Genomic DNA, 19,126 nt, shown 5'->3' on the forward strand with positions numbered 1-19,126 from the left:
TCGCCTTTCTCTACTCTCGCTTCTCAACGCTGCCGCCAAGGCATGGGCTCGGCCGCGTGGAAAAAATTTTGCAAACGGGCCAGCCAGTCATGCTGTTCCTGCGGGCTTTCCAAAAAGAAAAAAAAGCCCGTGGCCCGCTCCACTTCAGAAAAATCGTGAAGAAAATCATACACCGCGTTGGCGGCGACCAGTTCGGCCACCCGCATCGCGCTCTGCGCGTCGAGCAATTCAACGATGGAGAGCACTCCCCGCGAGTAAGAATCCTTGACCAGCTCCAGGTTGTTGCGCGCGGCATCGGCAGCGGCGCGCGACAGATGGATTCCGGCAAAAGTCCCGCGGCTGCTCAGCAGCGCACTGCGAATGTTCTGCTCCAGGCGCTGCGCCAGAGCCGCGCGCTCCAACTGCAAGCGCGCCACCTCGGCGGTTGTGCGACCCAGTTCGGCACGACGCGCGCCGCCGCTGTAAAGCGGCAAAGACAAATTGATGGCCAGGCTCCAGCGGGTATCGTCCTCTTGCGGAAGAGTCAACGGCACATCAGCTGCGGGCGGACTCTGCCCAGCGCCGCCTTCGGCAAGGCGCTGACTGAGTTCGCCCCGCAAGTCGGCCTCCGGGGTCCAGAAGGCCCGGCGGGCCGCGCTCTGCTGCCGCCGCTCGGCAGCAACCGCCGCGTCGAATCGGTGCAATTCCGGCGCCCGCGCCAATCCCTCGCTCACCATGAAATCACGAAAGATTCTAAAATCCCAGGGATTGTCCACATAGCGAAAGACCTCGGGTCGCCCGATCAGCATCTCGGGAGAATCAACACGGATATCCTCGAGCTGAAAAACCGTTTCCACCGGGCGGTGGAGCAGTCGGTTGAGGGCAATGCGCGCCAGATCCTCGTTGACCTCGGCGGCGATGACCCGCTGGCGGTCAGTGGCAATCTGACTTTCCCAGCGATAAACCTCTTCAGGCCCGGAGAAGCCGACCTCGCGGCGCACCCGTGCCAATTCAAGATTGGTGCGCGTCAGTTCAATATTTTGCCCTTCGATGCGCCGTACGGTCTGCGCCCGCAGCACGCTCAGATAGGTCTGTACCGCCTCGGCGACAATATCCAGGCGCAGGGCATTGCGATCTTGCTCCCGTGCCTGCTGCTGGTATTCGGCGCTTTCAAAGTCGGCCCAGGCTGACTCGGAATAAAGGGACTGGCGCAAACGCGCCGTAGCACTCAGGGTGCGCTGCGCCTGATTGCCGAAGCTGCTCTCGGCCCGATCGCGATCGATCAGCAGAGCTTCGGCGCCCACGGAAACCTGCGGCAGCAGCGCCGCGCGGGTCTGCACGACCTGCTGCTCGCCGGCGGCCACGGCCTGAGCGCGCGCCGCCAGATCCAGGTTTGCCTTAAGTGCTTCATGGGCCACGCCCCCCAGGGACAGCAGCGGGCCGGTGGGTCGACCATCTTCGAAGAGCAGCTCAGCCTCGGTCAAAATCCCCCAACTGGGATAAAAGCCGATGGCACGGGCAGTTTCCATGTTGATGGTGAGCCGCTCACCCGGCGTCAGGGCCACCTCGAGGGTTGCGGCCCTTTCTCCGAGCAGGATGCGTTGCAGGTTGAGGGCGGTGCGTCGCGCGCGCAGGGTGAAATCATCCACCGCGATGCCTGCCAGAATACCGCGCTCCACCTCGGCACGTCCCATCAGGGAAAAACTCGGCAAGCGCCGCGCCTTGAGGCCGCTGACCAATTTCTCGAACTCGCTTGGCGACAAGCGCAGCAGAGGCGCAACATACACCGCATCGATTCCCGCCGGCAGTCGCTTTAGGGCCTCGCTTGCGGCCTCATCCACCGGCACCAGAGTCAGCCGACTGTCGAGTTCATCGGTCAAATCCCTGAGGTTTGCGGACAACCGGGGAATCGCCTCGTAAAGTGCACGGTTGTATAATACCGCCAGATGCTTGAAAGGACTCAGGTCGTGAAAAGCCCGCAAGTCGCGCAAGGTCGGCGGCGGCGCGGCAATATAGCTGAGATTGTTCACGCCGCTGGCGTTGTTGCGGCGAGGAATGCCTTGCATCTGCTGGTCGATGATGAATGGGGCGATCGCCGGTTTGGGCAGAGAGCCGCGTGTGCTGATTTCATGAGAAGCAATCACGCCCATGGCCAGCACCAGGTCGACCTGGGGATCGTCGAGCAGCGCGTCGACAGCCCGGCGAACGGACTCCACACTCCAATCCCCAATTCGCAGCTTATCGGCGGGAAAGGCGACGTGGAATTCGCGCTCCACCAAAACCTTGATTTCCCCGCGAAACAAGCGCAGCACCTCATCATTGCCCGCCCAGGGGCCGTCAACCACCACGCCGATGGTCATAGCCGCAGCGGCCGAGGTGGGCAGGCCGGCGGACAACATGACCAAGCCAACAAGCACGATTTTCAGAATCCAACGGGCAGCACGCATGGCAAACCTTAGGTTAAGGCAAAAATTCCGAAAACCACCTCGCCCAAATAACACCGAAAAGCAGCATTGCTCAAGCTGTCCCCCTTGAACCAATGCCCCCCTGAAAAACAACTCATTGCCAAAACGAGTTGAAGGGATCGTCGTCCACGGCCCGGAGCAGGCTTTTGAGGTTGAGGGTGGGGCCGGCGTTGAGGTAAAGCCGCCAGGAATCGCGGTCCACGGGATAGTGCAAAGACCACTGATTGAGTTCGATCTGAAAACGAAACTGTGCCACCGGTCGCCAACTCCAGTTTGCGGGATTGGCCAGGGTGATACGTTCTTCATAGAGGGTGGCGGTTTCGCCCTCGATGCGAAAATTGACCCGTACCTCATTGCGAAAACAGGGCGGAACCTTGGTTTCGCAATAGGAGAAAAGCTCTTTTTCCGCGCACTTACGAACCAGCTCGGGCATCTCCATGGACAACCTCCTGATCAGTGCCTAGTGTTCCGGGCGGTTCGTCGTGTCAAATAATTCTGAGGTATTTTTGGTGCTGTCAAGGCGTCGCCAACGCAGGCAGCGCCGAAAAGAGCCAGAATTAGAAGGCAGGACNGTCGTGTCAAATAATTCTGAGGTATTTTTGGTGCTGTCAAGGCGTCGCCAACGCAGGCAGCGCCGAAAAGAGCCAGAATTAGAAGGCAGGACGAACCGCACGGGGCACGAGACCGGTAGATTATACCGATGCGCACCCGGATGGGCAATTAATGAAAAGAGCCGTCATCAGAAAATTCCTAAACCGCTCCTTGGAAATCTCTGGAATCCAGAGTCAAAACAGCCCGTGCAGGGGCCCACCCCTGGCCGCCAGCTCCTCGACGCGGCGCACCGCCGCGGGATCTTCTTCCAGCGCCGGAGGGTGATGTCCCTTGCGGCGCGCGTCGATCACCAGACTGCCGGTGCAGCCCCAGTGCTTGGCGCTGTTGAAGGCGCCGATGCCGTGAATATCGGTAGCCGGGTTGGAGCGGGTGAAAACTGTCCAGACAAAATTGTTCAAGGTGCGGGCGACGAACTCACTGTCATCGACCACCACCACCAGGGGAAATTGGTTGAGGGGTGCCCGGTCGTCGAAAAAAGCACAGAAGTCCGCCATATCCTCAGCCTCCACCCCCCGTTCGCCTCGGTGTGGCGGCCCCTGCACGGCAAGCACTCCGGGCAGCACCAGGCGCGCTTCGCTATACCCCGGCGGCAACGCCAGATCGCCACCGAGAGTATCCGGAAGCTTGCGCCGCACCGGACCGGCGGCGGCCACGACCACCTTGGAGCCGGCGTTGAAACCATGACCGCTGTAATCCAGAGTATCGATTGTGGTGCGGGTGTGAAAATGCAGGTCGCTGCGCCAATCGGCGCGCTCCAGCACATGCCGCAGAAACGCGGCGATGTCATGGATATCGAGAGCGGGAGCGTCCTCGCGGGCGATGATGAACAAGTACTTGGCCAAGGACAACTGCCCCTGGCCAAGGATCGCATTGGCCAGAGTGAGCAGCTCCATGGGTCGCCGCTCTTCGGCGTAGGGCACGTAGCGTTCGCTGCCGATGGCCAGCAGCAGGGGATGCACCCCGGCGGCATCCACCGCATGCACCGCATGCACGCCGGGCAGCACCTCGGGAATCAGGGGGCCGGTCAGCTCGTGAATGAAGGCGCCGAAGGTGGTGTCCTCCTGCGGCGGCCGCCCCACGGTGGTGAAGGGCCAGATGGCGTCGGCGCGATGATGAACCGCATCGACCTGCAACACCGGGAATTCATGCTCCAGGCTGTAATAGCCGAGGTGGTCGCCGAAGGGCCCCTCGGGCAGGGTGCGACGCGGATCGATGGTTCCGGAGATGACAAAATCGGCTTCCGCCGGCATGGGCAGATTGTTGGCGGCCGTGACCAATTCCAGGCGCCGGCCGCCGAGCAGGCCGGCGAAGGAAAGCTCGGGCATACCCTCGGGCAGAGGCATGACCCCGGCGACGGAGAGGCTCGGCGGTCCGCCGACGAATACGTTGACTCGTAGCGACTCGCCGCGCTCCAGAGCCTCGGCATGATGAGCGCCGATGCCGCGGTGAATCTGATAATGCAATCCGGCTTCCCGATCAGGGGCATAGCTCCCGCCGGAAATCTGGACCCGGTACATGCCGAGATTGCCGTGGCGCAGGCCGGGCCGCGCCGGACTTTCGCTATAGACCAGGGGCAAGGTGACGAAAGCCCCGCCGTCCAGGGGCCATGACTTGAGCTGCGGCAGGCTTGAAAGACTGGTGCGCTGCGCCAGGATCGGGCCGCGCGCGACGCGCTTGGGCAGCAGCAGGCGCGCGGCCAGGGGCACACGCAGCAGATTGCCGGGGTTACGCGCCAGGCTGCGTGGATCGCGCTTGGTCTCGACCAGCAGGCGCACCTGCTCAAGGGTGTCGCGAAAAATGTAGCGGGTGCGCTTCAGGGTGCCGAACAGGTTGCCGAGCATGGGAAAGCGGCAGCCCTTGGGATGGCTGAAGAGCAGCGCCGGGCCACCCGCGGCATAAACCCGTCGCTGGATAATGCCGATTTCCTGATCGGGGTCGACCTCGACGTTGATACGCCGCAACTGGTGGCTGCGTTCGAGATCTGAGACACACTCCTGAATATTGCGATAACCCATGCGTAACTCCTTTTTTTGAAATGCCCCTTTTATACTCCAGATTTTCCGTCCGATGCAACGCTGGGCGCCATATCGGGCAGAGGATGATCGGTTTTTTGCCGGACCCTGTCCGCGTATTCGCCATTGCAGCCACCACGCAACCGTCTCTTAACAAAGCCTTGAGATTTGGAACGAGATTTGCTAGATTCATCATGAATCTTTTCCAACCAGGTGATTCCTATGAAGCCGTCTTCAATTATGCTCGTGCTGTTTGTCGTCGCCCTGCTCTCCGCCGGTACGCCTTTGACGGCTTCGGCGCGGCTGATTTCGACCGCCGATCTGGTCATTGTGGAAAAATCTCAACGCAAGTTGCACCTGGTCAGCAACGGCCATGTCTTCCGCAGCTACGACATTGCCTTGGGCGCCAACCCCGTCGGCCATAAATTGTATAAAGGCGACGGACGTACTCCCGAAGGCCGCTATTACCTTGACTGGCGCAATCCCCAGAGTCGCTTTCACAAATCCATGCACATCTCCTACCCCAACGAGCGCGACCGCGAACGGGCACAACGTCTGGGGCGCTCACCCGGTGGGCATATCATGATCCACGGCATTCCCAACCGCTATCGCCGTGCCCCGGAACTTTTCGAGGGCCTCGACTGGACCGAAGGCTGCATTGCAGTGCGCAACGAGGACATGGAGGAAATCTGGCAACTCGTCGCGGACCACACCCCCATCGAAATTTATCCTTAAAAAATCTCACCCTCCGGGATATAATCGACCTGCCGGCGTTTTCAGCGCGGGGCGACACTCTTTTTTTCGGGGAGACATCAAGCCATGGACCATTCCCCCCAGGACTGCTCCAAGTCAGAAATCCGGCCGGGCCTCGGCGGACTCTTTCAGGGCAAGGAACTCAAGACCTTTTTCATCAACTACCTAGTGACCGTGGTGGTGGTCGAAGGTCTGATCTTTTTCGTCTGTTTCGTGAGCGGTTTGGCGGCCACCGAGGGTCAGTTTCCCTGGAAAGCCTACATCTTCGCCTCCTTCGCCGCGCCTCTGGCTCTGACCTTCATCTTCGCAGTCATTGTTTTGACTTTCAATCGCTATCTCCTGCAAGCCCCCCTCAGGTCCGAGTCCCAACAAAAGTCCGATCACTCCGACCAAGGCAAGGCCGGACAATTTCTGGCATTCACCCAGCAGATGCCCTTTCTTCTGAGCCTGTTGTTGCTGCTCGCCGCCTGCTGGATCGGCTACAACATGGATATGATTGCCCTTTATCTGGCCCGCGCCGGGGAAACCACCGCGCGCTACTTTCTGCTGACTTTCACCGCGGTGCTAGGCGCGGTCGCCCTGTGCATTCTCGCATGGCTGATTCTCAATTTCGTATTGCGTCAAAAAAAGATCAAACAGCAACAGCAATACCGCCGGGAAGTAATGGAACGCCTCGGCCTGGTGATCCTCGACGACAACACCGTACTTGACCGCGAGGGCCGCCCGGTGCACTGCCCCGGCGAGGCCAAACTGCCAAATCAGGACACCGAGGAAATTCGTTTGTTGCCACGAATCAGCCGTGATGCCTAAGGCCTGGCCCTAAGAACGGCCACTCTCCCTGAAAGTCAAAAATCCCGACACAAAAGCCTCAAGTCAGCCCATTCCAGGGGCGCGGCGCAATCCTTGCAAAAGCTTTCCGTAGTCTTTTGCGCCCATGCCATCCTTCCTCCTGGATCAACGAGATCCAGATTCAAGTCAAGGCCGATGAAGATGTCCTTTCGCACGCTGCTCGCGCTCGCCTTGCTTCTGGTCCCGGCTGCACCGGCGTGGTCAGAGCAAAGCCTGACTCTCGGCGTTCTGGCATTCCGCGCTACTGAGCAATCCGTGTCGCGCTGGCAGCCGCTAGCGGACTACCTGCACGAACAACTTCCCGGGGTCAGGGTCCGCCTTAAGGCTTTTGACTACCAAGGGTTGGACGAAGCGGTGGAGCGGCAGCAGATCGATCTGGTTTTCACCAATCCCGGCCATTACGTGCTCATCGCCCACCGCACTGGACTTTCGGCACCACTCGTCGGCCAGATCAACCTCGTTGAAGGCGCTCCAGTCAAGGGGTTCGCCGGCGTCATCCTGGTACGCGCAGAAGATGAAGGCCTGCGCAGCCCAACCGATCTGCAAGGCAAGCACATTGCTATCCCGAGCAAATCATCCCTGGGCGGCTATCAGATGCAGGCCCATAGCCTAGTTCAGGCCGGTTTGCGCATGCCTGGGGCCGTAAAAATCCTTGAAACCGACATGCCCCATGACCGCGCAGTCGAAGCCCTATTGGAGAAGCGTGCCGATGCCGCTTTCGTGCGCAGCGGTCTCTATGAAGCACTGCTCAGGGAGGGTCGGGTGAAACCGGGGACTCTGCGGGTTCTCAACCAACAAGACCTGCCCAACTTTCCCCATAAAGCATCGACGGCCCTGTGCCCGGAATGGCCCATCGCGGCCCTGCCCCACGTCGACGACACCTTGGCCGCGCGAGTCGCCGCAGCCCTGCTTTCTCTGCCTCACGGTGGCGAAACCGCATTGGCCCTCGGCATTCATGGCTTCACCGTGCCCTACAATTACGAACCGGTGCGCGCGCTGCTTGAAAATCTACGCTTGCCGCCCTTTGACGCCGCGCCCCAGTTTACCTGGAGCGACATTTGGGCAAGGTACGGCGGTCTTCTGATCATGCTTGGGATCAGCGTCACCTCAGGCTCCCTGCTTCTGGTTGTACTGATCATCAGCCATCGCCGCATGCAGGCCACGCAAAAGGCGCTACGCGCCAGCGAAAGCAGCTATCGCAACCTTTTTGAGTACATGACCGTCGGCTTTGCCTTGCATGAAATCCTCCTCGACAAGCAGGGGCGACCTTGCGATTACCTTTTTCTGCAGGCCAACCCCGCTTTTGAAAAACTCACCGGTCTGGAGGTGCGCGGCATACTCGGGCGCAGGGTTCTTGAAATACTGCCGGAAATCGAGCCGGACTGGATCGAAAATTTCGGACAGGTGGCCCTCACCGGACAACCTCTTCACTTTGAAAAATACAGTCAAGCACTGAACAAACATTTCGAAATCACGGCCTATGCGCCGCAGCCCGGCCTGTTCGCCACGATTTTTCTCGACATCAGCGAGCGCAAGCTTCATGAAGCCGAGCTGCAGCAAGCCAAAGCCGCGGCAGAGTCCGCCAATCGCGCCAAAAGCCGGTTTCTGGCAACCATGTCCCACGAGATTCGCACGCCCCTCAACGGCATCCTCGGCATGGCGCAAGCCCTGCAGATGCCTGAAGTTTCAGATACAGAGCGGCAGGATTCGGCGCAGATCATCCTCGATTCAGGCAAAGTGCTTCTAGCGCTGCTCAACGACATTCTCGATCTGTCCAAAGTTGAGGCCGGCAGGCTCGAAGTCGGTAAAGCGCGCTGCAAGCCTGAGCTGCTGCTTGAAGAGACCGCTGGACTCTTTGCCCAGGCAGCGCGTGACCAGGGTCTCGAACTGGACGTTTTCTGGCAGGGTCCCGCGGGCCGGATCTACTGGAGCGACCCCATCCGCCTGCGGCAGATGCTCTCCAACCTCATCAGCAATGCCGTTAAATTCACTAATAAAGGCGGCATCCGCGTGCAGGGCCGAGAAATTGCGCGCGACGACGGCATGGCCGAGCTGCGCTTTTCGGTCAGTGATACGGGCATGGGCATTGCCGAGGACCAGCAGCACATTTTGTTTCAGCCCTTCACCCAGATCGACAGTTCAGATACGCGCCCCCATAGCGGCTCTGGCCTCGGGCTTTCCATCGTACGCAGCCTGGCAACCCTGATGGGCGGAGAGGTGGGTTTTGATAGTTCGCGACAGAGCGGATCGACGTTCTGGTTCAGTGTGTGCGCGCCCGTAGCCGAGCCGACAGAGCACAGGGCCCCCTTGAAACAAACGGCCGGAAACCCATCCCAGAACGATGCATTGCTGTTTTCCGGAAAAAAAATTCTGGTGGTGGACGACAATCAGATCAACCATAAGCTGCTCGACGGCATTTTGCGCAAACGCGGCCTTGAGATAACGCATGCTGAAAACGGCCGCGAAGCACTTACCGCAGTGACCGGCGACAACCCGCCCGATCTGGTGCTGATGGACTGCCAGATGCCCGTCATGGACGGCCTTGAGGCCACCACCCACATCCGCCAGTGGGAAGAACGCAACCGCCTGCCGCACCTGCCCATCATCGCCCTGACCGCGGGAGCCTTTGAAAAAGATCGCGAACGCTGCCTGGCCGTGGGGATGAACGACTTTCTCACCAAACCGGTGTATTTCGAGCAACTGTTTGCGGTGCTGGACAAGTGGCTCCAGGAGAAGCAGCCACCTGGAATCGCCTGAGGCGCCCTAAGCTGCGCGACCGCCGGTCGACTTTCCTAGCCCCAGTGTCCCAGCCGTGGCGTCACCGTGCGCAGATAGAGGTCCAGATACTGGCGCGCCGCGTCCTGCCAACTGAAGCGTTGCGCCATGCCGTTCTGAACAAGGGCGGCCATGCCGTCGGGGTCATCATAGTAGGTGTGCACCGCCCAGCCGATGGTATCGAACAGGGCGCCCGGCGTGAGGTCCCCGAACTTGAAGCCGGTGCCGCGGCGGGTGGCCGGATCGAAGTTGTCGACACTGTCATCCAGGCCGCCGGTCGCGCGCACGATGGGCGGGGTCCCATAGCGCAGGCTGTACATCTGGTTGAGGCCGCAGGGCTCAAAGCGCGAGGGCATGAGAAAAAAGTCGGCGCCCGCTTCAACCTTATGCGCGCGCGCCTCGTCGTAGCCGATGAAACCGGAAAATTTCTGCGGATAGGCCGCAGCGGTGTCGCCAAAATAGAAATGGCTCCAAGGCTCACCATTGCCCACCAGCACGAACTGCACGTCAAGGGACAGAATCTGATGGATGGCTGCGGCCAGCACATCGATGCCTTTCTGCTTGACCAAGCGCGACACCAGACCGAAAAGCGGCACATCGGCGCGCACCGGCAGGCCGAAAAGGCGTTGCAGATCCTCCTTGCAACGCGCCTTGCCGCTGAGATCCTGCGACGAGTAGTTGGCCACGAGATAGGGGTCGGTTTCGGGATTCCACTCGTCGTAATCAACGCCGTTAAGAATGCCTGAGAGCTTCCAGGCGCAATCGCGCAGCACGCCGTCCAGCCCCTCGCCGTATTCGGGGGTCTGGATCTCGCGGGCATAGCCCTCGCTCACCGTGCAGATACGGGTGGCATGGTAAAGCCCGCCCTTGAGCAAATTGACCTGATCGTTCATTTCGAGTTCCAGGTAATTGAAATGTTTCCAGCCGATGCCCAGAACATCCATCAGACCTTTGAAGGCCCAGCCCTGATGCTGCAGATTGTGCACCGTGAGCAGGCTGGCGGCGCGCCCGACGTGGGGGTCGCGGCGATAGGTGGTGTTGAGCAGCACCGGAATCACCGCCGTGTGCCAGTCGTGCACATGAATCAGGTCGGGAGCGAAGTCGAGGAACCGGCACAACTCCAAACAAGCCTTCGAGAAAAAGGTGAAGCGCAGATCGTTGTCGGCGTAGGCCGAACCGTTTTCTTCGTAGAGTCCATCGCGGCCGAAATAGCCTTCCTGCTCGATGAAATAGACCGGCACCTCGCAGCCGGGCATGCGCCCTTCATAGACCGCGCCATACTGGTTGCCCATCACGCCCATGGGCACGCTCAGCACCCCCGGCAAGCGCTTCAGGGCGAACTTGGCCTTGTCGATGCGGTAATAACGGGGCAAAACCAGGCGCACGTCGCAGCCCAGTTGCGCCAGATGACGAGGCAGGACGCCTGCAACGTCTGCCAGGCCTCCGGTTTTGGCAAAGGGAACCGCCTCGGAGGCGGCGATCAATACATTGAGCTTGGAGGTCATGACATATCCTTCGGCATAAGATAAAAGTCCGCGCCATTCGCAGCGCGGCTGGAGGCATTCTACCATCTCTGTCGGCGTTGGAAAGCCTTGATGGGGCCAGAACTCGAAAAGAGCACGGCGACACAAAAAAGTTCGCCCGGAGATCCGCGCAAGACGGACATCCGGGCGATGGGTTCGGACTAAAGCAGACCGTGCGTGATCATCAGATCCTCAGACGCACTCCCGGCTGCCGCAGATCCCTGAGCTTGATGACGTGTCCGGCCTCATGGCAACCCATGCAGACTTCGGTGTGTTTGCGATACTCATCATGGCGCTCTTTGAAAAAGGGCATCAACGCCACCCGTTCTTCCTCAAAATGGCAGGCGATGCAGTTGTCGTTGATTTTGTCCTTGTAGCTCGGCAGATTGTCATGGTGCGGATCCACCTGATCGGTCAAGGTCAGAAAGACCTTGCGCATGCCGGCAGTCTTGTCTCGCACCACCCCCTTGGTATGGCAGGCAATGCAGCCAACTTCGGGATGCTTGCCGTGATCCCAGGAAACCTTCTCGTAAGCATGGCAGGTCACGCAAAAATTGTCCTTGGAGGTCTGCCGGGCCATGCCCCAGGCGGCGACCACCAAAACGACGACAATGACCGTGCCCCCGATCAACCAGAGTTTGCTGCTGATTTTTTCCATAATCACTCCCTTCGCGGGGCACCCTAAACCGCCTCCCCCGCCTTGCCAGGATCTTTTCCGCCCTTAAACGCGCGCATCAGCGCACCCGCTCATAACCGTCCCACACCAGATCGGCTTCCGGGAGCTTCGGCAGGTACCGCAACCAGACATGGCTGTCGAGATGTTCCTGGCTCTGCTGCAACTTTCGGCTGTGCTCCATGATAGGCGGCACCAGCTCCTTGATGGGCTTATCGAGGCTGGCGGCAATGGCATAATCGGTCGCGCGGATGGCCAGGCGCACGGCCTCGTCGCTGTACTGCTGAGAGAAGGCCAGGGTATCCAGGGCCTTGGTCGGATTATGGAAGCCCGCGCTGTTCTCGGCGGAAACGTAATCCCAGAACCATTGGCCCTTGCGCACCATCTCACGGGCCTCGGCCAAAACGTCCTTGTCGGCGCCGTCGAATTCCATGGCCTGACGCACCGCCTCGTGGGCACGCACCGATTTTTCCTGGGCAATATTAAGCTGCTTCCACACACGCTCCTGATGGTAAATAACACGGTCACGTAGATAAGTCGGGGTTTTGTCGCCGTGACAGCCCATGCAGGCATCACGGATCATCTCTTCATTTTTCAGAGGCGAGGTCCAGTGATGCGAGGAAATAGTCGCCGGGCCGACCTTGACACGCGGCATATGACAATCGGCGCAAGACACCCCGGCGGCGCCATGCACACTGTCGTGATACATCTCATATTCCGGATGCTGGGTCTTGATCATAGGGGTTTTGGAAACGGCATGGGTCCAGTCGACGAACTGGCCCTTGAAGCCATCACGCTCGGGATCCCCATCGGATTTAAATTTATAGATATCGGCCGGATTCATCCCATAGTCCCAGGGGAAGTGCGGCTTGGCCGCAACACCGTGGTCCTTGGTCTCAAAATAGTACTCAACATGGCACTGGGCGCACACCAGGGAGCGCATTTCGTTGCGCGAGGCCTCACGCCAGTCCACGCCCTGACGCTCCAGCGCCTCGGCCAAGGGAATACTGGTGATGACCAACCGCATGGCCTGATCCGGATCATGGCAGTTGGTGCAGCCGATAGCATGTTTTTCCCCATTGTATTGCAAACGATACTCATTGAATTCCGAGGACCAGAAGGCATCGCCCTGGGCCTCAACCTGGGCCGGGATATTGTTGACCTTGCAGTTCAGGCAGGTGGCCGGCAGACCCGCCTGCTCGCTGTAACGATTGATCCGGTCGATGTGGAAGATGTCCTCGACGGCATAGGTATGGCCGCGGGCGCGCTTATATTCATAGCTGAAGGGGTAACCCAGCCATAGATTCTTCAGGTAGGGCTGGGCGTGTTTGTAGCCCACAGGCAGTGGATTAATGCCGTCATGCTTGTCATGGGGCACCGACCCGCCATACTCGGTCATCTGAGTGTCGTCGTTGTTCTTCAGGTAGGTTCCGTACTGCGGCAGGTTCTTGAACCGCAGGTTGCCCTGATCCTCATCCGCCGCCGGCACTACGCTCAAGGTGGCGAACAGAAATAGGACAGCGGCAAAAAAAACCACGATCTTTTTCATGAATTTTCTCCTCGGGTAAAGTCAACGGCAAACTCAAGGTCAGCAAAACATGTGGGCATTTTGACTCACAACCACCTCCTTCTCTTCGTGCCGCAGCAGAACGGCTGCAAATACACATCGGACTACTGTGGATAAGCACAGCGACACGCATAAGTATACCTTTGCTTTAAAATTGTTCCAGTCAACCAAAGAGGATCTTGCAGAAGGTGAAAAAAGGACAAGGTCACGGGTGGGGCCGGCAACCGAAGGGATCGCTGCGATCAATAAAAAAAGCCGGGCGCGCCGCGAAGCGCTCAGCCGGCTGAATCGCGTAAAAAACCGCCGGGAAAACCATCCCGGCGGCTGGGGTGTGTCGCAAACGCTGAAGTGCCAGCTCAGGGCGTCCAGATCTTGAGCAGCGCCTCGGCCATTTCCGCCGGGCTGTCGGCCACGGAGATCCCGCAGGCGCGCAGATAGTCTTTCTTCTCGGCGGCGCCGCCCTTGCCGCCGGAGATGATGGCACCGGCATGGCCCATGCGCTTGCCGGCAGGCGCGGTGGCGCCGGCGATGAAGGCGGCGACGGGCTTTTTCATGTTTTCCTTGACGAAGGTGGCGGCCTGCTCCTCGGCGTCGCCGCCGATCTCGCCAATCATGATCACCGCCTCGGTCTCCGGGTCTTCCTCGAACATCCGCAGCACGTCAAGATGGCTGGTGCCGTTGACCGGGTCGCCGCCGATGCCGACGCAGGTCGACTGACCGAGATCGCGTGTAGAGAGTTGCCACACCGCCTCATAGGTCAGGGTGCCGGAACGCGAAACGATGCCGACCTTGCCTTTTTTGTGGATATAGCCGGGCATGATGCCGATCTTGCACTCATCAGGCGTGATGACGCCGGGGCAATTGGGTCCGACCAGGCGGGTGCGGGTGCCCTTGAGATACTGCTTGACCTTGACCATATCAAGCACCGGCACCCCCTCGGTAATGCAGATCACCAGTTCGATGCCGGCTTCAGCCGCTTCGAGGATGGCGTCGGCCGCGCCGATGGGCGGAACGTAGATGACCGAGGCGTTGGCGCCGGTCTTTTTCACCGCGTCTTCCACCGTATCGAACACGGGAAAGCCGTCGATGCTGGTGCCGCCCTTGCCGGGCGTGGTGCCGCCGACCATCTGCGTGCCGTAGTCACGGCACTGCTGGGCGTGAAACAGACCGGTGGCGCCGGTGATGCCCTGGGTGATAACTTTGGTATTCCTATTGACCAGAATGCTCATCTGTCAGTCTCCTCCTCAGGCTGCGGCCTGTACGGCTTTGACGATCTTTTCGGCGGCCTCGGTCATGCCGTCGGCACTGACGATATTGAGGCCCGATTCGGCCAGCAGCTTTTTGCCCTTGGCCACATTGGTGCCTTCCAGGCGCACCACCAGGGGCACCTTGACACCCACCTGCTTGGCCGCTTCGATGACGCCGGTGGCGATGATGTCGCACTTCATGATGCCGCCGAAGATGTTGACCAGGATGCCCTTGACCTTGGCGTCGGAGAGAATGATTTTGAAGGCTTCGGTGACCCGCTCGATGGTCGCACCGCCCCCCACGTCGAGAAAATTGGCGGGCTCGCCGCCGTAGTGCTTGATGATGTCCATGGTCGCCATGGCCAGACCCGCGCCGTTGACCAGACAGCCGATGTTGCCGTCGAGGGCGATGTAGGACAGATCGTACTGGGAGGCCTCGATCTCATTGGGGTCTTCTTCGTCATAATCGCGCATGTCGCGGATGACACGGTGGCGGAACAGGGCATTGTCGTCGAAGTTAAGCTTGGCATCGATGCACAACAGGTTGCCTTCCTTGGTCAGCACCAGGGGGTTGATCTCCAGCAGCGAGCAGTCCTCTTCGACGAACATCTTGTAAATGTTCATCAGCAAGGGCACCGCCTGCTTGACCTGCGCCGCGCCCAGTCCCAACTTGAAGGCGACCTTGCGCGCCTGAAAGGGCGCCAGGCCGATAAGCGGATCGATGGATTCAAAGAAAATCTGCTCCGGAGTGTTGGCGGCAACCTCCTCGATATCCATTCCGCCAGCGGCCGAAGCCATGAGCGTCACTTGAGACGTGCCGCGATCGACGAGAAAGGACAGGTAGTATTCCTTTTCGATGTTACAGGCCTTCTCCACCAGTACGCGCTTGACGGTCTTGCCTTCGGGACCGGTCTGATGCGTTACCAGAGTCATGCCGATCATCTCCACGGCCAGCCTCTTCACCTCGTCGGGCGTGCGCGCCAACTTGACGCCGCCGCCCTTGCCGCGACCACCTGCATGGATTTGCGCCTTGACAATCCAGGGGCCTTCGCCAAGACGCTTGGCCCAGTCGCGCGCCGAGTTGCTGTTGTAGACCACGTGCCCATCGGGCACGGGCACTGCGTACTTGCGCAGAATCTCCTTGGCTTGGTACTCATGAATGTTCATACAATCCTCGCCTGGGTTGAAGGGAAACGCCGCGGCACAAAGCCACATTGTACAAATCTGCCTGCGGCGACCGCTCGGGCGGCCGCGCCGCGTATACACCGAGCAAAAGGGGTGCCATGGCCGTATACATAGCTTAGGGCCGCAATTGCGCCGCTTCGCGCCCCGAATCGGGGAGGGCGTCCTTTTGGCCGTCGGTTACTCCCCGCCGCATGTGGCGAAAAATCGAACGGCCCGCTCACCCCGAACGTATATCTTTGATGCGGTCCATGGGGATCTGGTGCCAGCCGGTGGCACCACGCAACATAATCGCGTCCTCCGTGACCTCTTTGAGGATACCGCGATACGCGACCAATGACGTATACACAATTACCGGTTTTTCAATGAGACTGTCAAGAGGCCTTACCATTTTTAGTCTCCCCAAAAAAAACAACCCGAACTTTTAGCATAAAAGTCCGGGCCGAGTCAGCGAAGGGCAGGCGGAAAGAGTGGCTCAGATGCCTGTTTTTCCCCAGTCAGCGAGAAATTTTTTAATGCCTACATCGGTCAGAGGGTGTTTGCACAACTGCTGCATGACGCTGTAGGGGATGGTGCAGATGTCGGCACCGATGAGCGCGGCACGCAGAACGTGCAAGGGCGAACGCACCGAAGCGACGATGATTTCGGTATTATAGCCGTAATTCTCGAAGATGCTGTGGATATCGTCGACACCCTCCATGCCGTCGTGGCCGACGTCGTCGAGCCGCCCGACAAAGGGCGAGACATAGGTGGCGCCGGCTTTGGCGGCAAGCAGTGCCTGCAACGGGCTGAAAACCAAGGTGACATTGGTCTTTATGCCCTCGGCGGAAAAAATATGCGTTGCCTTGAGCCCCTCTTCGGTCATGGGCACCTTGATGACGATGTTGCGCGGATGGATCTTGGCCAACTCCTGCCCCTCGCGCACCATGCCGGCGGCATCGGTGGCAATGACTTCGGCCGAGATGGGACCGTCGACCAGAGCTGTGATTTCGTTGATGACGTCACGAAAATCGCGGCCGCTTTTAGCGATCAGGGAGGGATTGGTGGTGACCCCGTCGACCAGGCCAAGGTCGACGGCTTTGCGGATCTCATCCACATCGGCGGTATCGATAAAAAATTTCACGGCGGTTCTCCTTGTGGGGGGTTGGGCAAGCAGACTCAATCGCCATCGCCAGGATGGCAGCGGACACAGGTATTGGTTGTCAGGCCGGGCCGATAGATCAGCTGTAAAAGCTCTCGATCATGCCAGCGCAAAGCCGCCACGCGCGGGCCTTCGCCCAGCGCCCGACGCTCGCGGCGCCCAGACAAAGGCAACACGGCTTCGAACATCCCGGCATGAGCGCGGTCTTTGTCAAAAGCTCGGGGATTGCCGAGATGGCAATCGACACAGGTGGGCACTCCGCCCATGCCGATCTGTTCATCGAGACGCTGAGGGTCAAGATACATGGACTCGGCACCCAGCGCCCGCATCCGCTCCCGGTCACCGTGGCAGGCCACGCAACTCGACGCCGGATCATAGGCCAGCGCCGCAACCGCAGGAGCGAGCAGGACAGCAAGCAGAAATAACAGGCCTGCAACCGATGCCTTCGGTTTGAAATCGAGCGGATAAATCATTTTTTTTCGCGAAAGGCGTCCCGGCAGCGCGGCGAACAGAAATAATGTCGGCGGCCGTCAATTTGGGTTTCCAGCGCTTCGGTACGGGGCACATAGGTGCCGCACTGGGGATCTTGCACCAGATCCTCGCCGCGCAGGCTGCTTGTCCGACGAGGGGGTACCTGGGGCTCTTTTGGGGGCCGCTGTCCACCCAGCGAGCGGCGCACAAAGGTCCACAGACTGTAGCCGATGCAGATCAACAGAGTCAGAATCAGAAGCCGGGTCATAAGGTCACCAATTTTCCAGGTTGCGACTGACCCGCTGTGAGCGGTCGAGATCGGCCAGCAGGCGTCGCATGCTTTTTTTCAGCAGGGGATGCACCAGCTCGGGCGCCAGATCGCACAAGGGTTCCAGCACGAAACGCCGCTCGTGCAGGCGCGGATGCGGCAGCACCAGTTCGGGGGAATCCAGCACCAGATCGCCGTAGCACAGGATGTCCACATCCAGAGTGCGCGGGCCCCAGGGTTGTGTGCGGCGGCGGCCGCAGGCGAGTTCCACCTCATGACAAAGGCTCAGCAGCGCCAGGGGAGACAAAACAGTGGTGCCGGCCAGGACCGCATTGAGATAGGGTTCCTGGCCCTCCGGCCCCCCCACCGGATCGGTATCGTAAAGGGGCGACCAGGCAAGAATTGTCAGGCCCTCCGCGCGTTGCAGCAGATCGCGCGCCCTCCGCAAGGCGTCTTCGCGCTCACCGAGGTTGGCACCCAGTGCCAGAAAAATACTTTGCATAAAGTTGAATCCTGAGGAAAAAACGAGAAAATTAAAACACAGTAGGCAAAAACGAGTCAATCTTTCCCCCGCCTTCACAACCGGCAGGTGGAAAAACCGGCGTTTTCGGCGCTGATTTTGCTTAAGCGCTGGTTGATTTTAAAAACAGGGGGAAAAGTCAAAATCATGGTTCTTGCCGAGCGTGACCATATCGTACAGGTTATCGATACCCTCGCCAATCAGCATCTGCAAGGTAAGGTGCGGGCCGTGCGCCTGGCGATCATCGCCCTGCTCTCGGGCGGCCACATCCTGCTCGAAGATATTCCCGGCCTGGGAAAAACCACCCTGGCCCTGGCCCTGGCGCGGGTTCTGGGCTTGTCCTTCGGCCGCATCCAATGCACCAGCGATCTGCTGCCCAGCGACATCACCGGGCTCTCCATCTACCGGCGCGAGGAAAACCGTTTCGAATTCATGCCCGGCCCGATTTTTAACAATCTGGTGCTGGTCGACGAAATCAATCGCGCCATGCCCAAGACCCAGAGCGCCCTGCTGGAAGCCATGGAAGAGCGCCGCGTCACGGTGGAGGGCACCACCCACGTGCTGCCCGAACCTTTTCTGGTTATTGCCACCCAGAATCCGGTGGAACAGATCGGCACCTTCCCCCTGCCGGAATCCCAACTCGACCGCTTCAATCTGTGCACAGGCATCGGCTACCCGCCGGCGGCCGTGGAAAAAAGCATTATCGGCGGGGGCAGCGTGCGCGACCGGATCGGGCGCCTGCAGCCCCTGCTCAGCCAGGCGCAGATCCTCAACGCACGCGCCGCATTGCGCAAAGTACACCTCGGCGAAAAAGTGGTCGACTATATCCATGCCCTGGTCGTTGCCAGCCGTGAGCATGCCGCGGTGCTGACCGGGGTTTCCACGCGCGGCGCCATTACCCTCGGAGAAGCCGGTCGCGCCGCAGCCTATCTCGACGGGCGCGATTTCGTCACCCCGGAGGACGTCAAGCAGGTGGCAACGGCAACCCTCGCCCACCGCCTGATCCTGCGTCCGGAACATGAAAGCCTGCGAAAGGAGGATTTGTTACGTCTGCTCCTCAACGATCTGCCCGTGCCTCGGGCCTGAAAC

Annotated in this window: 16 protein-coding genes; 4 read left to right on the forward strand and 12 right to left on the reverse strand. The window is 59.8% G+C overall.

The window, feature by feature from the left end; translation table 11 throughout:
* Positions 1-23: 23 nt before the first annotated feature.
* The 3 genes from GFER_RS15220 to GFER_RS15230 form a co-directional block, all read right to left on the reverse strand.
* Positions 24-2,426, reverse strand: coding sequence for a TolC family protein (locus GFER_RS15220; protein WP_040100791.1), 2,403 nt, complete (start codon positions 2,424-2,426; stop codon positions 24-26).
* Positions 2,427-2,538: 112 nt separating this feature from the next.
* Positions 2,539-2,883 carry a DUF3024 domain-containing protein gene (locus GFER_RS15225; RefSeq protein ID WP_040100792.1) on the reverse strand — a complete coding sequence of 115 codons (345 nt, stop codon included), beginning with the start codon at positions 2,881-2,883 and terminating at the stop codon, positions 2,539-2,541.
* A 346-nt stretch (positions 2,884-3,229) separates the two neighbouring features.
* A complete protein-coding gene (locus GFER_RS15230; RefSeq protein WP_040100793.1) occupies positions 3,230-5,071 on the reverse strand; it encodes a UbiD family decarboxylase in 1,842 nt (613 codons plus the stop codon).
* Positions 5,072-5,290: 219 nt separating this feature from the next.
* Between GFER_RS15230 and GFER_RS15235 the strand changes: the two genes are divergently transcribed.
* The 3 genes from GFER_RS15235 (at position 5,291) to GFER_RS17935 (ending at position 9,427) form a co-directional block, all read left to right on the forward strand.
* Positions 5,291-5,803 carry a L,D-transpeptidase family protein gene (locus GFER_RS15235; RefSeq protein WP_040100795.1) on the forward strand — a complete coding sequence of 171 codons (513 nt, stop codon included), beginning with the start codon at positions 5,291-5,293 and terminating at the stop codon, positions 5,801-5,803.
* An 84-nt stretch (positions 5,804-5,887) separates the two neighbouring features.
* Positions 5,888-6,631: a hypothetical protein gene (locus GFER_RS15240; protein ID WP_040100797.1), complete on the forward strand. Its 744-nt coding sequence runs from the start codon at positions 5,888-5,890 to the stop codon at positions 6,629-6,631.
* A gap of 180 nt (positions 6,632-6,811) precedes the next feature.
* Positions 6,812-9,427 (forward strand): PhnD/SsuA/transferrin family substrate-binding protein, encoded by a 2,616-nt coding sequence (locus tag GFER_RS17935; RefSeq protein WP_074669594.1) that lies wholly within the window; start codon positions 6,812-6,814, stop codon positions 9,425-9,427.
* Between the two features lie 35 nt (positions 9,428-9,462).
* On the opposite strand, the gene glgA is transcribed toward GFER_RS17935, so the two are convergent.
* The 9 genes from glgA to folK form a co-directional block, all read right to left on the reverse strand.
* Positions 9,463-10,950, reverse strand: a complete 1,488-nt coding sequence (glgA, locus tag GFER_RS15250) for a glycogen synthase GlgA (protein ID WP_040100799.1) — start codon at positions 10,948-10,950, stop codon at positions 9,463-9,465.
* Between the two features lie 202 nt (positions 10,951-11,152).
* Entirely contained in the window at positions 11,153-11,626 is a 474-nt protein-coding gene (locus GFER_RS15255) for a hypothetical protein (RefSeq protein ID WP_040100800.1), read from the reverse strand.
* Positions 11,627-11,702: 76 nt separating this feature from the next.
* Positions 11,703-13,190 (reverse strand): ammonia-forming cytochrome c nitrite reductase subunit c552, encoded by a 1,488-nt coding sequence (locus GFER_RS15260; protein ID WP_040100801.1) that lies wholly within the window; start codon positions 13,188-13,190, stop codon positions 11,703-11,705.
* A 374-nt stretch (positions 13,191-13,564) separates the two neighbouring features.
* On the reverse strand, positions 13,565-14,437 hold the full coding sequence (gene sucD, locus GFER_RS15265; RefSeq protein WP_040100802.1) for a succinate--CoA ligase subunit alpha: 873 nt from the start codon (positions 14,435-14,437) through the stop codon (positions 13,565-13,567).
* Between the two features lie 15 nt (positions 14,438-14,452).
* Positions 14,453-15,622: an ADP-forming succinate--CoA ligase subunit beta gene (gene sucC, locus GFER_RS15270; protein WP_040100803.1), complete on the reverse strand. Its 1,170-nt coding sequence runs from the start codon at positions 15,620-15,622 to the stop codon at positions 14,453-14,455.
* 490 nt (positions 15,623-16,112) lie between these two features.
* A complete protein-coding gene (gene fsa / locus GFER_RS15275; protein ID WP_040100804.1) occupies positions 16,113-16,760 on the reverse strand; it encodes a fructose-6-phosphate aldolase in 648 nt (215 codons plus the stop codon).
* 35 nt (positions 16,761-16,795) lie between these two features.
* Positions 16,796-17,251: a hypothetical protein gene (locus GFER_RS15280; protein ID WP_040100805.1), complete on the reverse strand. Its 456-nt coding sequence runs from the start codon at positions 17,249-17,251 to the stop codon at positions 16,796-16,798.
* A complete protein-coding gene (locus GFER_RS15285) occupies positions 17,248-17,517 on the reverse strand; it encodes a YHS domain-containing protein (protein WP_040100806.1) in 270 nt (89 codons plus the stop codon). The genes GFER_RS15280 and GFER_RS15285 overlap by 4 nt, the downstream gene beginning before the upstream one ends.
* 4 nt (positions 17,518-17,521) lie before the next feature.
* A complete protein-coding gene (gene folK / locus GFER_RS15290) occupies positions 17,522-18,019 on the reverse strand; it encodes a 2-amino-4-hydroxy-6-hydroxymethyldihydropteridine diphosphokinase (protein WP_040100807.1) in 498 nt (165 codons plus the stop codon).
* Between the two features lie 165 nt (positions 18,020-18,184).
* Between folK and GFER_RS15295 the strand changes: the two genes are divergently transcribed.
* On the forward strand, positions 18,185-19,123 hold the full coding sequence (locus GFER_RS15295) for an AAA family ATPase (protein WP_040100875.1): 939 nt from the start codon (positions 18,185-18,187) through the stop codon (positions 19,121-19,123).
* The last annotated feature ends 3 nt before the right edge of the window (positions 19,124-19,126 follow it).

It is taken from the genome of Geoalkalibacter ferrihydriticus DSM 17813, assembly GCF_000820505.1.
Lineage (GTDB): Bacteria > Desulfobacterota > Desulfuromonadia > Desulfuromonadales > Geoalkalibacteraceae > Geoalkalibacter > Geoalkalibacter ferrihydriticus.

Excerpts from the sequence above, each read along its gene's own strand:
- GFER_RS15220 (WP_040100791.1), bottom strand. The coding sequence starts at position 2,426 with ATGCGTGCTGCCCGTTGGATTCTGAAAATCGTGCTTGTTGGCTTGGTC.
- GFER_RS15225 (WP_040100792.1), bottom strand. The coding sequence starts at position 2,883 with ATGGAGATGCCCGAGCTGGTTCGTAAGTGCGCGGAAAAAGAGCTTTTC.
- GFER_RS15230 (WP_040100793.1), bottom strand. The coding sequence starts at position 5,071 with ATGGGTTATCGCAATATTCAGGAGTGTGTCTCAGATCTCGAACGCAGC.
- GFER_RS15235 (WP_040100795.1), top strand. The coding sequence starts at position 5,291 with ATGAAGCCGTCTTCAATTATGCTCGTGCTGTTTGTCGTCGCCCTGCTC.
- GFER_RS15240 (WP_040100797.1), top strand. The coding sequence starts at position 5,888 with ATGGACCATTCCCCCCAGGACTGCTCCAAGTCAGAAATCCGGCCGGGC.
- GFER_RS17935 (WP_074669594.1), top strand. The coding sequence starts at position 6,812 with ATGTCCTTTCGCACGCTGCTCGCGCTCGCCTTGCTTCTGGTCCCGGCT.
- glgA (WP_040100799.1), bottom strand. The coding sequence starts at position 10,950 with ATGACCTCCAAGCTCAATGTATTGATCGCCGCCTCCGAGGCGGTTCCC.
- GFER_RS15255 (WP_040100800.1), bottom strand. The coding sequence starts at position 11,626 with ATGGAAAAAATCAGCAGCAAACTCTGGTTGATCGGGGGCACGGTCATT.
- GFER_RS15260 (WP_040100801.1), bottom strand. The coding sequence starts at position 13,190 with ATGAAAAAGATCGTGGTTTTTTTTGCCGCTGTCCTATTTCTGTTCGCC.
- sucD (WP_040100802.1), bottom strand. The coding sequence starts at position 14,437 with ATGAGCATTCTGGTCAATAGGAATACCAAAGTTATCACCCAGGGCATC.
- sucC (WP_040100803.1), bottom strand. The coding sequence starts at position 15,622 with ATGAACATTCATGAGTACCAAGCCAAGGAGATTCTGCGCAAGTACGCA.
- GFER_RS15280 (WP_040100805.1), bottom strand. The coding sequence starts at position 17,251 with ATGATTTATCCGCTCGATTTCAAACCGAAGGCATCGGTTGCAGGCCTG.
- GFER_RS15285 (WP_040100806.1), bottom strand. The coding sequence starts at position 17,517 with ATGACCCGGCTTCTGATTCTGACTCTGTTGATCTGCATCGGCTACAGT.
- folK (WP_040100807.1), bottom strand. The coding sequence starts at position 18,019 with ATGCAAAGTATTTTTCTGGCACTGGGTGCCAACCTCGGTGAGCGCGAA.
- GFER_RS15295 (WP_040100875.1), top strand. The coding sequence starts at position 18,185 with ATGGTTCTTGCCGAGCGTGACCATATCGTACAGGTTATCGATACCCTC.